Here is a 12,980-nt window from a genome sequence, read left to right on the forward strand (position 1 = left end):
GCAAGGACGCGCCCGGCGTAGCTCATTCCGCGAAGGGCAGGTCCTTTTGCCCTTCGGCGCGCATGCCGAACGTGTTGAGCGTCATCGCGACGAGCGCGTAGTAGCCCAGCAGGCCGACGAGATTCACCACCACCGTATGGCCGAAGCGCGCGACGGCGGCGTCATAGGTCGCATCGCTTACGCGCTTCGTTTCATAGAGCTCGGTCGCGAAATCGAAGACGAGCTTGTCCTCGGCATCGGCGAAATCCGGCGTCTTGCCGGTGCGCAGCGCCTCGGCGACATCGGCGGGCAGGCCCGCGTCCAGCGCGATCGGATGATGAATGTGCCATTCCGCCTGCGAGCGCCAGCGCGCCGCCGTCACCAGGATCGCGAGTTCCGACAGCCGCAGCGGCAGGCCCGTCTTGTAGCGGCAGAACGCGCCGAGCTTCTGCGCGTTCTGCGCGAGTTCCGGGCTGAAGATCCAGCCGAGAAACGGCCCGTTGAGGTTGCCGCGCGGGCCGCTCAGGATGTCCTGCAGCACGGCCTTCTGTTCGTCGGATGCGGTGGCGGTGTTGAAATCGGGAAGTCTCTTGCTCATGTGTCGGTCGATGTTCGTTGGGTGTTCCTGAAGCCCTCCTCGATGCGCCGCGCCGTCGCGAGGCACGCGGCTTCGTCGAAGGGCGCGGCGATCACCTGCACGCCGAGCGGCATGCGGCCTGGGCGAATCACGGGCGCGGTGACGACCGGAAGGCCCGCGAAGGAAATGGGCTGCGTCAGCATGCCGAGATGCTTCGCCGGTTCGAGCGCGTGAACGCCCACCATGATGGTCGTGTCGGAGAAGCGCGGCGCCGCGAAGGGCGTGCATGGCGCGAGCAGGATGTCGAAGTCGGCGAAGAGGCGCGACATGCGCATGCGAAAGCGCTGCTGGTAGCGCAGCGCGCGGGCGTACCACGCGGCCGGACTCAATGCGCCCGCCAGCAGGCGCGTGCGCAGGCGTGGCGACACGCTTTCGGCAGGCGCGTCGAGCAGATTCGCGTGCGCGGTCGCGACTTCGACGTTCGAGATGATCGTCGCGGCGCCGCGCACGAGTTGCATCTCGTCTTCGGGCATGACGATCGTCTCGTGCGGCCCGAGCAATGATGCCGTTTGCATCACGGCGTCCCACGCTTCGCGCGAAGCATAGGTTTCGAAGAAGCCGCCGAGCACGGCGACTTTCCGCTCGTCGCAGCGTTCGTTCGATGCGTTGCCGTCGAGAACCGCGTACATCGCCGCGAGATCGTCGACGTTACGCGCAAAGCCGCCGATGCAATCGAGCGAATCGGCATAGGGCAGCGTGCCGCGCTTCGACAGGCGCCCGAACGTCGGCTTCATGCCCCATGCGCCGCACAGCGCGGCGGGCGCGCGGATGGAGCCGTTGGTGTCGCTGCCGAGCGCGAGCGGCACGCATCCCGCCGCGACGGCGGCCGCCGAGCCGCCCGACGATCCGCCCGTCATGCATTCGATGTCGTGCGGATTGCGCACTGCGCCGAAATGCGGATTTTCGCCGGTCGCACCGCACGCGAGCTCGTCCATGTGCGTCGTGCCGACGAGCACCGCGCCGGCCTGCCTGAGCCGCGCGACGGCGTCGGCGTCGCGTCGCGCGGCGGGCGCATCGAGCCGCGCGCGCGAGCCGGCGATCCTCGCATGGCCTTCGATATCGAACAGGCTCTTTGCCGCAAACGGCACGCCGGCGAGCGGCCCGGGATCGATGCCGTTCGCAAGCAGCGCGTCGATGCGCCCGGCGTGTGCAAGCGCTTCGTCGTGGAAAACGTGATGGAACGCGTTGATCGCGGCGTTCTCGCGCTCGATGACAGCGAGCGCTTCACGCGTCGCGTCGACGGCCGAACGTCTTCGCGCGCGCACGTCGGCGGCGATTTCAAGCGCGCGGTTCATCGTCGGGTTCCGGTTCGTCGAGCGCAATGGCGAGTTGCCGCGCGCTCGCGTGCATCGTATCGAGCAGCGCCGCGACGTCCGTCAGCAGCGCATCGGGCAATGCGATGCCGAGGCTCGCCGCGCACGCTTTCGCGTAGCGTCGCGAGTCGAACGGGGTGCCGTCGGCTGCTTGCTTCATGCGGCCTTCGCGCCGATCACGCCGAGCGCGCCGTCGATCGCCTCGGAAAGACGCTCGACGATGGTTTCGATCTGCTCGCTCGTCGTGATGAACGGCGGCGCGATGAGCACGTGATCGCCGTTAATGCCGTCCACGGTGCCGCCCATCGGATAGACCATGAGGCCGCGCTTCATCGCCTCGCTCTTGATGACGGCGTGCAGCTTGTGCTTCGGATCGAACGGCGCCTTGCTCCCGCGGTCCTGGACGAGCTCGACGCCGGTGAAGAGGCCGCGCCCGCGCACGTCGCCGATGAACGGATGCTTCGCATGCCGCTCGCGCAGCAGGGCGCGCAATTGCTCGCCGCGCGCCTTCACGTTGTCGAGCAGCTTGTCCCCGGCGATGACCTTCTGCACTTCGAGCGCCGCCGCGCACGCCGTCGCATGACCGATATATGTGTGGCCGTGCTGGAAGAACCCGGAGCCGCCGACGATCGTCTCGAAGATCTCGTTGCTGACGAGCGTCGCGCCGATCGGCTGATAACCCGCGCCGAGCCCTTTCGCGATCGCCAGAATGTCGGGCGACACGCCGTCTTCCTCGCACGCGAACAGATAGCCGGTGCGGCCCATGCCCGACATCACTTCGTCGAGGATCAGCAGCACGCCGTACTTGTCGCAGACCGCGCGAATCTTGCGGAAGTACTCGCGCACCGGCGGTACCGCGCCGGCCGTCGCGCCGACGACAGTTTCAGCAACGAACGCGGCCACCGTTTCCGGCCCGAGCTCGAGAATCTTGGCTTCGAGCTCGTCGGCGAGACGTTGCGCGAAGGCTTCGTCCGATTCGCCCGCGCGCTGCTCGCGATACGCGAAGCAGGGCGTGACGTGATGCGCTTCGATCAGGATCGGCAGGAACGGCTCGCGGCGCCACGCGTTGCCGCCGATCGCGAGCGCGCCGAGCGTGTTGCCGTGATAGCTCTGCCGCCGCGCGATGAAATGCCGCCGCTCGGGCTGCCCCGTCTCGACGAAATACTGGCGCGCGAGCTTGAGCGCCGCCTCCATCGCTTCGGAGCCGCCGGACACGAAATAGACATGACCGAGATTCTTCGGCGCGGCTTCGACGAGCAGGTTCGCGAGTTCCTCGGCGGGTTCCGTCGTGAAGAACGACGTATGCGCATAGGGCAGTTGCTGCACCTGGCGCTGGATGGCCTCGATCACGCGCGGATGACTGTGGCCGAGGCACGAGACGGCCGCGCCGCCGCACGCGTCGATGTAGCGCTTGCCGGTCGAATCGACGATCTCGATGCCGTCGCCGCGCACGGCGACGGGGAGCTTGGCGCGCGGCGCGCGATGAAATACCGTGGTCATGGTTCCTGCCTTTGAAGAGCGTGCGCAACACGCGATGTATGATTCTAACCTGATAACAACATATGTTGTCAATGATGCGCGTATCGGCGACTCATTGCGCGGCCCTGATGTAGCGCGCGGGAATCGCGAGGATCAGGAACGCGGCGAGAAACAGCGTGACGGCGAGCAGCGCGACGCCGACCGTCGTGCTGCCGGTGATGTCCTTGAGAAAGCCCATGATCGTCGGCCCGACGAAGCCCGCGACCGCCGCGCCGACGTTCACGAGACCGGCGCCGCCCGCCGCCGCCGTGCCCGCGAGAATGCGCGACGGCAGGCTCCAGAACATCGCCAGCGTGCTCATGATGCCGGCGACGGCTACCGTCAGGCACGCGACCGCGGTCACGGGCGCGCCCGCCGCCATCACGCTGCCGATCAGCGCGATGCCGCCGATGAACACCGGCGCCGCCGTGTGCCAGCGCCGCTCGCGTGTCTTCACGGAATGCTGCGCGTTGATGACCATCGCGGCGGCCGCGACGAGATAGGGAATTGCGCTCACGACGCCGATCTGGAAATTGCTGAGATGGCCGAGCGCCTTGACCATCGTCGGCATCCAGAAGACGAGGCCGTAGTTGCCGACGTTGTAGAGAAACGAGATCGCGCACAGCAGCCACAGCGTCGGCTCCTTCAGCGCGGGCAGAAGCGCCTGTTTCTTGTCCGACGATTCGCGCGCGAGCTCGCTTTTCACGACCGCGAGTTCGTCGCGCGAGAGCCACTTCGCATCCTCGATGCGATTCACCACCGCGGCGAACAGCACGACGCCGAGCATGACCGCGGGCAGGCCTTCGATCAGGAACATCCACTGCCAGCCGTGCAGGCTCAGGCCGCCGTGCGTGGCGTCCATGATCCAGCCCGACAGCGGGCCGCCGATGATCACGCCGAGCGGCATCGCGAGAAAGAGCAGCGACATCACCTTGGCCAGACGGAACGACGGAAACCACAGGCTGAAGTACGCGATGACCGCGGGAAAGAAGCTCGCTTCCGTCAGGCCGAGCAGAAAGCGCAGGATGTAGAACGTCGTCTGATCGCGCGTCGCCAGCGTCGCGATGGAGACGATGCCCCACGCGATCAGCGAGCCGCCGAGACACGCGCGCACGCCCAGGCGCTTCACGAGATAGCCGGCAGGCACCTGAAGCAGCAGATAGCCGACGAAGAAGAGCCCCGCGCCGACGCCGTAAGCCGCTTCGGTGAGGTTCAGCTCGCTCATCATCTGCAGCTTGGCGAAGCCGACGTTCACGCGATCCAGATAGCCGAAGAAGTAGCACAGCAGGATGAGCGGGATGACGCGCAGCGTCACCCTGCGATACACGGCGTCGGCGGCGTGCGCGGGATGCGCGGCGGATTGCGGCGTTGCTTGATGGGGAGTGGCCATGTCGGTCTCTGATCGGCTGGTTGTTTATCGAGGGATTCGGCGCAGCGCCCGTCCCGGTCTCGCGCCCGTGGGTTCGCCATGCGCGATCACGGCCACGCCGTTCACGATCACATGCTCGATGCCCTTCGGCGCGAGCTTGGGCGCGTCGAACGTCGCGCGGTCGATGACTTCGTCGGGATCGAACACGACGAGATCCGCGAAATGGCCTTCGGCGACGTGCCCGCGCGCATCGATGCCGAATTGCTCGGCGGTGAGGCCGGACATCTTGCGCACGGCCGTCTCCAGCGGAAACAGCTTCAGCTCGCGGGAGTAGTGGCCGAGCACGCGCGGAAACGTGCCCCACAGGCGCGGGTGCGGCGCGGTGTCGTTCGGCAGGCCGTCGGAGCCGACCATCGTCTTTTCGTGGCGGAAGATGCGCCGCACGTCCTGTTCGTCCATGACGAAATAGATCGCGCCCGCGGGTTTCAGGTCTTCGATGGCGGCTTCGATCGAGCCGTCATAGAGCGGCAGGATCTCCACGAAGTCCTTGCCCGCGAGCTCGGGGCGCTTCGTGGACCATGCGAGCATCACGCGCGACGACTGGCGGATGCGGTCCGCGCGCAGCATGGTGGAGGTGGCCGGATATGGATGGCAGTCGAGGCAGAGCGGCTGGCGCTCGCTTTGGGCGTCGATGAGCGCGAGCGTTTCGACCGAGCGCCCGTGATTCTCCTTGCCCGCGACCTTGTGATGCGAGAGCACGAGATTCGCGCCGACCGCCTTGCCGATCGCGAACGCTTCTTCCATCGATGGAACGATGTCGGCGGTTTCGTCGCGCAAGTGCGTGGCGAAGACGCCGGGAAAGCGTTTGAGCGGCGCGCAGACGTCGATCAGCTCCTGCGTGCTCGCCGCCGCCGCGGGCGGATAGAACGTGCCCGAAGACACCCCGAACGCGCCCGCCTTCATCGCCTCTTCGACATCGGCAGCCATGCGCGCGCGCTCGTCCGCCGTGGCTTCGCGCGCGAGATCGTTCATGTGACGCACGCGCAGCGTCGAATGGCCGACGAGCGCCGCGACGTTCACGGCGGCGGGCGCCCCGTCGAGCGCGTCGAGATAGGCGGCGAAGCTGTCGTAGGCGAAGCGCTCGGGCACGCCGAGCAGATCGAGCGGTTGCGGAATCGCATCCGCCCGCAAGGGCGCGAGACTGATGCCGCAGTTGCCTGCGATCACCGTCGTCACGCCCTGCACGACTTTCGGCCGCACGTCGGGATGCGTAAGAACGAAGGCGTCGTCGTGCGTGTGACTGTCGATGAAGCCCGGCGCCACGATCTTGCCCGTCGCGTCGATGGTCGCGTCCGCGCTCGCCGCCGACAGGTCGCCGATCGCCTCGATGCGCTCGCCGTTCACGCCGACGTCGGCGGCGAAGCGCGCGTTGCCGGTTCCGTCGATGACTTCGCCGTTCCGGATGATCAGTTGATAGTGCATGAGCATGCCCCGCTGTGATGACTTTTTGTTTCGGCGACAATGCTCGGTGCAAAAAATAGGCACGTCCAATGCCGGTTTTTCACGGATTCATGCGAGACAGTTATGAAAGTCGAGAACTCGGAGCTCGAAGCATTCGTCGCGGTGGCGGAACTCGGCAGCTTCCAGAAAGCGGCCGAGAGGATGCATCTGACGCAGCCGGGGCTGTCGCGGCGCATCCAGAAGCTGGAGCAGGCGCTCGGCGTCGAGCTGTTTCACCGGACGACGCGCAGCGTCGCGCTGACGGGCGTCGGCCGCCAGTTCCTGCCGATGGCGCGCCAGCAGATTTCGCAACTCGGCACGATGCTGTCGTCGATCCGCGAGATTGCGGAGAAGCGTTTCGGCAAGGTGCGGCTCGCGAGCATTCCGACCGTGGTGAACCGCGTGCTTCCCGATGTGCTGCGGCGGTATGGCGAGAAGTATCCGCAGGTCGGCGTGCAGATCTTCGACGGCAATCACGATTTCGTGCTCGGGCAGGTGAGGGCGGGCCTCGCCGAATTCGGCATCAGCCTCGATCCCGGCGACGACGAGGACCTCACGTTCGAGCCGCTGCTCACGGATCGCTATGTGCTCGCCGTGCATCGCGAGCATCCGTGGGCGGACCACGAGAGCGTCACGCTGCGCGATCTCGCGCGCACGAAGCTCATCATCGGCGGACGCGACAGCGGCAACCGTCTGCTGCTCGAAATGCTGCTCGGGCACGAGTCGATCAGCCTGCGATGGTTCTACGAAGTCGAGCACATCTCATGTGTCGTCGCGCTCGTCGATGCGGGGCTCGGCTGCGCGATCGTGCCATCGCTTGCGGTGTCCGCGCACTTCGCGCCGGACATTCGCGCGATCCCGATCGGGAGCCCGGAGGTGCAGCGGTCGATCGGCATCGTGAAGCATCGGCATGTGTCGATGTCGTCCATCGCCGCCGATCTGTGCGAACTGCTGCGGGCTTCGTTCGGCTAGCTCGCCGCGTAGGCGCCTTGCGAGTGGAGCGCGGCTTCGGCCTGTTCCAGATTCGCGATCGCTTCCTTGCCTTCGAGCGCGAGCAGATGCGCGACGAGCATTTCGGCCAGCGCCGAAGCCGCGACGAGCGACGGAAAGAACGACGGCGAATCGTGCGAGAACATCAGCGTGTGATCCGCGTTCAGTGCGATGGGGGAGACGGCGCTGTCGGTGAGCGCGATGAGCTTCGCGCCGCGCTCGATCGCCGCTTGCGCCACGCGCACCGCTTCGACGGAATACGGCGCGAAGCTGACGACGACCGCCGCGTGCCGCTTCTCGATGCCGCGCAACTGCATTTCGAGCGTGCCGGCTTCGCCGGAGACGAGGCTCACGGACGGTCGAAACAGCCGATAGCCGTAGAGCAGGCTGAAGGCGACGGGATAACACGAGCGAAAGCCCGCGACATGGACGTGCGGCGCCTTCTTCAAGGTCTTCGCCGCTTCGACGACGCTCTCGGCGTTCTGCGCCAGCGTGAGCTCGAGATTGTGCGACTGCGCGTGCGCGAGATCCCGGCTAAGGTGATTGTCGGAGCCGCCTTTGACGAGCGAACGGGCGCGCGTGGTCAGCGGTTCCGGCCGCGTGCGCACGCGGCTCACGAAGATCTCGCGCAATTCGTTCCAGCCGGGGAAGCCGAGTTGCTGCGAGAGGCGGACCATCGCGGCGGGCTGGACCTTCGCGCGCTCCGCGACCTTGCGCATCGAGAGGACGGCGACTTCGTCCGGATAGTCGAGCAGGAAGGCGGCGCCCGCCTGGAACTGCGGGCTCAGGCCCGGGAAGCGGTCGCGGATGGTCGCGGCGAGTTGGTCGAAGGTGGGCACGGAGGAAGGCTCGGTTGCAGCGGGTTGGATGCGCTATTTAAACACGGCGCGACGCAATCGAATTCGCACGCCCGCAGTCGATTTACTCGGTGGCGCTGGTGGGCGGAAGCCGCGCTTCCCTCAAACGCCCCTAGTTGAACGTCTCCAGGCAGTACTTGAGCAGGCTGATCACGCGATCCTGTCTTTGCGTCATGGCGAACGCCGCTGTGCTGAGGATGTAAAAGGCCAGAATCAGAAAAATCAGCGCATTCGCCCATGACTGCATGGCCGAAAGCTTTGATAGACCAATCGAGAGGGTGCCCAGACCAGCCAGCGCCGGGAAGAAGCCGATTTTCTCGATTGAACCGACGAGTATCCCGCAGCGCTTCTCGAATGCAATTCGCTCCCCCTCGTAGCAGGTGAGGACATATCGAATGGCCGCGGTTTCGCAAGTTGCAAGCCGTTCGACATATTGGAGATTAAAGGTGGCCGAGGATTCGGCCAGGTGAAAGAACTGAGAAAATGGCGTCTTGAGCAGTCGATGAAAAAACGGAACCGAGAACGCAATGACGACGAGACTAAGGGCTACACCCAGTAGCTGAGACAACGTTACGGTCGCGGAAGCCGTCTTTGCCAATGGTGTGTCATGGAGAAAATAGGAAAGTCCAGCAAGAATAATAGCCAGCGAGAAGCCCATGAGCTGATGCGTAAGCAGCCATTTGCTAAAGGTTTCTAGTGCTTTCTCGTATTTAGTAAGTTGACGTTCCGGTCGTTTGTCAGTAGTCGCCTTCTTGACAATATCGAAGACTTCGTCGATTTGCTGTTGCGAAGGTGTGTCAGGCATTCTGTGTTGTCCCCGAGTTGAAAATCGCCATGCCGGCGTGATCGTGGATTTTGCGTGGTTTTATCCCGAGCTGCTGCGATAAATGTCAGGCGGAGCGAGACTGGTGAGGCGACCGGGGACGCGCGCTTTCAGCTGTCCGTATTAATTTTTCAGCTAGCGGGGACGAGTGAATATGGGTGTCGAATTCGTCTTGACACATACGCAGACGACAGACACGTGAAGGGACCTAAGGAGGCACAGGAAGCTTGTGCAAGTCGGCACTGCGATACCGAAAGTGACGCCAGATGTAAAAAGCCCTTGAACTTCGTTAGAAGATTCAAGGGCTTGGTGCAACTGGTGGCGAATCAGGGACTCGAACCCCGGACCTGCGGATTATGATTCCGTCGCTCTAACCGACTGAGCTAATTCGCCGAAAGAAGACGAGATTATGGCGAGCGGCGGGCACACTGTCAACCCCTTCCCTGCGATTTCTTAAGAAACACGCGTGGAAGGGGCGGACCCGAAACCCAAGCCCGCCCGCAAAGCCTTGGTCAATCCTCGTGATAAACGTTCGACTTGCGCGTGTCCTTCACGAACAGCATGCCGACCACGAAGGTAATCAAGGCAATGACGATCGGATACCACAGGCCCGAATAGATATCGCCCTTGGCCGCGACGATCGCGAACGCCGTAGCCGGCAGGAACCCGCCGAACCAGCCATTGCCGATGTGATACGGCAGCGACATCGACGTATAGCGGATCCGCGCCGGGAACATCTCCACCAGCATCGCCGCGATCGGGCCGTACACCATCGTCACGAAGATCACGAGGATCGTCAGGACCACGATCGCCATCGGCCAGTTGATCAGCGCCGGATCGGCCTTCGCCGGATAGCCCGCGCTCTTGAGCGTGCCCGCGAGCGTCTTGTCGAACGCCGCGCCTTTCGCCTTCGCGTCCGCGGCCTTGCCGTCGTAGGTGTTCACCACCGTCTCGCCGACCTTGATCTGCGCGACCGTTCCCGCAGGTGCCGCCACGTTCTCGTAGTTGAGACCGGCCTTCGACAGCGCGCTCTTCGCGATATCGCACGACGTCGTGAACTTCGACGTGCCCACCGGGTTGAACTGGAACGAGCACTCGTCCGGATTGGCGATCACGACAATCGGCGACTTCTGCGTCGCGGCTTCGAGCGTCGGGTTGGTGTAGTGCGCGAGCGCCTTGAAGAGCGGGAAGAAGCTCAAGGCGGCGATCAGGCAGCCCGCCATGATGATCGGCTTGCGCCCGATGCGATCCGAGAGCGACCCGAAGAACACGAAGAACGGCGTGCCGATCAGCAGCGCCACGGCCACCATGATGTTCGCGCTCGTGCCATCGACCTTCAGCGTCTGCGTGAGGAAGAAGAGCGAATAGAACTGACCCGTGTACCACACGACCGCCTGGCCCGCCGTCAGACCGAACAGCGCGAGCAGCACGATCTTCAGGTTCTTCCACTCGGCGAACGCTTCCGTGAGCGGCGCCTTCGAGGTCTTGCCTTCGGCCTTGATGCGCTCGAACACCGGCGATTCGTGCAGCTTCATCCGGATCCACACGGACACGGCCAGCAGCAGGATCGACACGAGGAACGGCACGCGCCACCCCCATGCGCCGAACTGCTCTTCGCCCAAAGTCGTGCGCACGGCCAGAATCACGATCAGCGAGATGAAGAGACCGAGCGTCGCCGTGGTCTGGATCCACGCCGTCCACGCACCGCGCTTGTTCGAGGGCGCGTGCTCCGCGACGTAGGTGGCGGCTCCCCCGTATTCGCCGCCGAGCGCGAGGCCCTGCAACAGACGCATCGCGATGAAGATGACCGGCGCCGCGATGCCTATCGTCGCGTATCCGGGCAGGAAGCCGATCAGGAACGTCGACAGGCCCATGATGACGATCGTCACGAGGAACGTGTACTTGCGCCCGACCATGTCGCCGAGCCGCCCGAACACGATCGCGCCGAACGGACGCACCGCGAAGCCCGCCGCGAAGCCGAGCAGGGTGAAGATGAAGCCGGCCGTCGGATTGACGCCGGAGAAGAACGTCTTGCTGATGTAGACGGCGAGCGAGCCCGCCAGATAGAAGTCATACCACTCGAACACCGTACCGAGCGACGAGGCGAAGATGACCTTCTTCTCTTCCCCCGTCATCGGTGCGTGCGAAACGCGCCCCTCAACCGTAGCCATGTGTCGTCTCCTGATTTGATATTCGAATACGTCGGTCCGCGACGAGGCGGGTCCGGTGCAACGATTATTGGAACGAAAACTTACGGCGTTCTGACGCGGCGCGCGCCGGGCATGCCGGTGGCCGGATTCGGGAATTGCGCGGTATTCGCGGATACGCGATGCGAACGATCGTCTAAATTCGTCTAAGCTCGTTCTTCTCGCGCTTGCGCGAACATCCGGCGGCGCTTGCGCTCAGGGTTTGTCCCGGGCAGGAAAAACCCGCTGCAGGCTGACCCGCACGAGGGTTCCGGCGAGGCGCGGGCTTTCCTGGTACACGTGATCCTCGATCGTGAGCGCGCCGCCGTGCATCGTCGCGATCTCCTTGACGATGGCAAGCCCGAGGCCGCTGCCGTCGCCCTCGCGGCCGAGGATGCGATAGAAGCGCTCGACCACGCGTGCGCGCTCCGCCGCCGGAATGCCGAGCCCCGTGTCCTCCACTTCGAGATGCACGAGGTCGAGATCGTTGTCGTCGGTCCGCACGCGCACGGTGATGCGCCCGCCCGCCGGCGTGTAGCGGATCGCGTTGTCGATCAGGTTCGACAGCATCTCGCGCAGCATCACCACGTTGCCTTCCACTTCGACCGGATACGGCGGCTCCTCGTAGCCGAGATCCATGCGCTTCGCGAGGGCGGCCTGCACCCAGTCGCGCACGGCGAGACGCGCGAGCGTCGTCAGCTCGACGCGCGAAAAGATCTGACCCGTCGCGCGATTCTCCGCGCGCGCGAGCGCGAGCAACTGCGTGACGAGCCGCGCCGCGTGCTCGGAGCTCATCGCGATCTGTTCGAGCGAGCGCTGCACTTCCGTCGATACGTCCTGGCGCATCGCCAGTTCGGCCTGCATGCGCAAGCCCGCGAGCGGCGTCTTCATCTGGTGCGCGGCATCGGCGATGAAGCGCTTCTGGAACTCCATGTTCTGCTCGAGGCGCGTGAGCAGATCGTTGAACGAGGCGACGAGCGGCGCGATCTCCGGCGGCGCGCGGCCCGCCTCGAGCGGCGAGAGATCGTCGGGGCGGCGCGCGCGGATGTTCGACTGCAGCGCATGCAGCGGCGCGAGCCCGCGCGACAGGCCGAACCACACCAATATGATCGCGAGCGGCAGGATCACGAACTGCGGCAGGATCACGCCCTTGATGATGTCGTTGGCGAGCTGGCTGCGCTTGTCGAGCGTCTCGGCCACCTGAACGAGCACGGGCTGCCTGCCTTGCGGATCGCGTCCGGGCGCGAGGCCGGGCAGATCGACGGTCGTATAGGCGACGCGGATGTCGTTGCCGCGCAGGACATCGTCGCGAAACTCGACGATGCCCGGCTGCGGGCGGTCGTCGTCGTGCGGCAGGGGCATGTCGCGGTCGCCGCCGACCAGTTCGCCGCGCGTGCCGAGCACCTGGAAGAACACGCTGTCGACGTTGTCGGCGCGCAGGAAATCGCGCGTGGCGTCGGGCAGGCGCAGCTCCGCCACGCCATTGACCGGCTGGATCTGGCGCGCGAGCACGTAGGCGTCGGCTTCGAGCGCGCGGTCGAACGGCCCGTTCGCGATGGACTTCGCGACGAGATACGTCACCGCGATGCTCATCGGCCAGAGCAGCAGAAGCGGCGCGAGCATCCAGTCGAGAATCTCGCCGAAGAGCGAGCGCGGATGCGCTTGCGAGTCGGGCTCGAGCTCGTCGGGCGGCGCAAACGGATTGGCATAGCGGGCGTCGCGCAGGGCGTCGGAATCGGTGGTGGCGCTCGCTTCGGCGTGGCTTTTCGATTCGCGCGATTCGGTGGAAGCGGGCGACCCCATGCGGC

The 12,980-nt window shown here is 65.1% G+C and carries 11 protein-coding genes and 1 tRNA gene; 1 reads left to right on the forward strand and 11 read right to left on the reverse strand.

Going from position 1 to position 12,980, the window contains the following annotated elements:
• Positions 1-22 precede the first annotated feature (22 nt).
• The 6 genes from AWB83_RS17345 to AWB83_RS17370 form a co-directional block, all read right to left on the reverse strand.
• Complete coding sequence (locus AWB83_RS17345) at positions 23-577, reverse strand: carboxymuconolactone decarboxylase family protein (RefSeq protein WP_087046841.1); 555 nt, start codon at positions 575-577, stop codon at positions 23-25.
• A complete protein-coding gene (locus tag AWB83_RS17350) occupies positions 574-1,911 on the reverse strand; it encodes an AtzE family amidohydrolase (RefSeq protein ID WP_087046842.1) in 1,338 nt (445 codons plus the stop codon). Before AWB83_RS17350 ends, AWB83_RS17345 begins: the two co-directional genes overlap by 4 nt.
• A complete protein-coding gene (locus AWB83_RS17355; RefSeq protein ID WP_087046843.1) occupies positions 1,895-2,089 on the reverse strand; it encodes a hypothetical protein in 195 nt (64 codons plus the stop codon). The genes AWB83_RS17350 and AWB83_RS17355 overlap by 17 nt, the downstream gene beginning before the upstream one ends.
• A complete protein-coding gene (locus tag AWB83_RS17360) occupies positions 2,086-3,429 on the reverse strand; it encodes an aspartate aminotransferase family protein (protein ID WP_087046844.1) in 1,344 nt (447 codons plus the stop codon). The genes AWB83_RS17355 and AWB83_RS17360 overlap by 4 nt, the downstream gene beginning before the upstream one ends.
• 91 nt (positions 3,430-3,520) lie before the next feature.
• Positions 3,521-4,837, reverse strand: a complete 1,317-nt coding sequence (locus AWB83_RS17365; RefSeq protein WP_087046845.1) for an MFS transporter — start codon at positions 4,835-4,837, stop codon at positions 3,521-3,523.
• 24 nt (positions 4,838-4,861) lie between these two features.
• Entirely contained in the window at positions 4,862-6,298 is a 1,437-nt protein-coding gene (locus AWB83_RS17370) for an N-acyl-D-amino-acid deacylase family protein (protein ID WP_087046910.1), read from the reverse strand.
• Positions 6,299-6,400: 102 nt separating this feature from the next.
• Here AWB83_RS17370 and AWB83_RS17375 point away from each other — a divergent pair, with 102 nt between their 5' ends.
• Positions 6,401-7,288, forward strand: a complete 888-nt coding sequence (locus AWB83_RS17375) for a LysR family transcriptional regulator (protein ID WP_087046846.1) — start codon at positions 6,401-6,403, stop codon at positions 7,286-7,288.
• Here the strand turns inward: AWB83_RS17375 and AWB83_RS17380 are convergent.
• From AWB83_RS17380 to AWB83_RS17400, 5 genes are all read right to left on the reverse strand, one after another.
• Entirely contained in the window at positions 7,285-8,145 is an 861-nt protein-coding gene (locus tag AWB83_RS17380; RefSeq protein WP_087046847.1) for a MurR/RpiR family transcriptional regulator, read from the reverse strand. The genes AWB83_RS17375 and AWB83_RS17380 overlap by 4 nt on opposite strands.
• Before the next feature lie 130 nt (positions 8,146-8,275).
• A complete protein-coding gene (locus AWB83_RS17385; RefSeq protein ID WP_087046848.1) occupies positions 8,276-8,968 on the reverse strand; it encodes a hypothetical protein in 693 nt (230 codons plus the stop codon).
• Positions 8,969-9,302: 334 nt separating this feature from the next.
• Positions 9,303-9,379, reverse strand: a tRNA-Met gene (locus AWB83_RS17390).
• 119 nt (positions 9,380-9,498) lie between these two features.
• Positions 9,499-11,157, reverse strand: coding sequence for an MFS transporter (locus tag AWB83_RS17395; protein WP_087046849.1), 1,659 nt, complete (start codon positions 11,155-11,157; stop codon positions 9,499-9,501).
• A 231-nt stretch (positions 11,158-11,388) separates the two neighbouring features.
• Positions 11,389-12,975 carry a sensor histidine kinase gene (locus tag AWB83_RS17400; protein ID WP_244197778.1) on the reverse strand — a complete coding sequence of 529 codons (1,587 nt, stop codon included), beginning with the start codon at positions 12,973-12,975 and terminating at the stop codon, positions 11,389-11,391.
• Positions 12,976-12,980 lie beyond the last annotated feature (5 nt).

Origin of the sequence: Caballeronia ptereochthonis (assembly GCF_001545075.1) — a bacterium.
GTDB lineage: Bacteria > Pseudomonadota > Gammaproteobacteria > Burkholderiales > Burkholderiaceae > Caballeronia > Caballeronia ptereochthonis.

Coding starts and splice junctions, on each gene's coding strand:
- AWB83_RS17360 (WP_087046844.1), bottom strand. CDS start 3,429: ATGACCACGGTATTTCATCGCGCGCCGCGCGCCAAGCTCCCCGTCGCC.
- AWB83_RS17345 (WP_087046841.1), bottom strand. CDS start 577: ATGAGCAAGAGACTTCCCGATTTCAACACCGCCACCGCATCCGACGAA.
- AWB83_RS17365 (WP_087046845.1), bottom strand. CDS start 4,837: ATGGCCACTCCCCATCAAGCAACGCCGCAATCCGCCGCGCATCCCGCG.
- AWB83_RS17400 (WP_244197778.1), bottom strand. CDS start 12,975: ATGGGGTCGCCCGCTTCCACCGAATCGCGCGAATCGAAAAGCCACGCC.
- AWB83_RS17355 (WP_087046843.1), bottom strand. CDS start 2,089: ATGAAGCAAGCAGCCGACGGCACCCCGTTCGACTCGCGACGCTACGCG.
- AWB83_RS17370 (WP_087046910.1), bottom strand. CDS start 6,298: ATGCACTATCAACTGATCATCCGGAACGGCGAAGTCATCGACGGAACC.
- AWB83_RS17395 (WP_087046849.1), bottom strand. CDS start 11,157: ATGGCTACGGTTGAGGGGCGCGTTTCGCACGCACCGATGACGGGGGAA.
- AWB83_RS17375 (WP_087046846.1), top strand. CDS start 6,401: ATGAAAGTCGAGAACTCGGAGCTCGAAGCATTCGTCGCGGTGGCGGAA.
- AWB83_RS17385 (WP_087046848.1), bottom strand. CDS start 8,968: ATGCCTGACACACCTTCGCAACAGCAAATCGACGAAGTCTTCGATATT.
- AWB83_RS17350 (WP_087046842.1), bottom strand. CDS start 1,911: ATGAACCGCGCGCTTGAAATCGCCGCCGACGTGCGCGCGCGAAGACGT.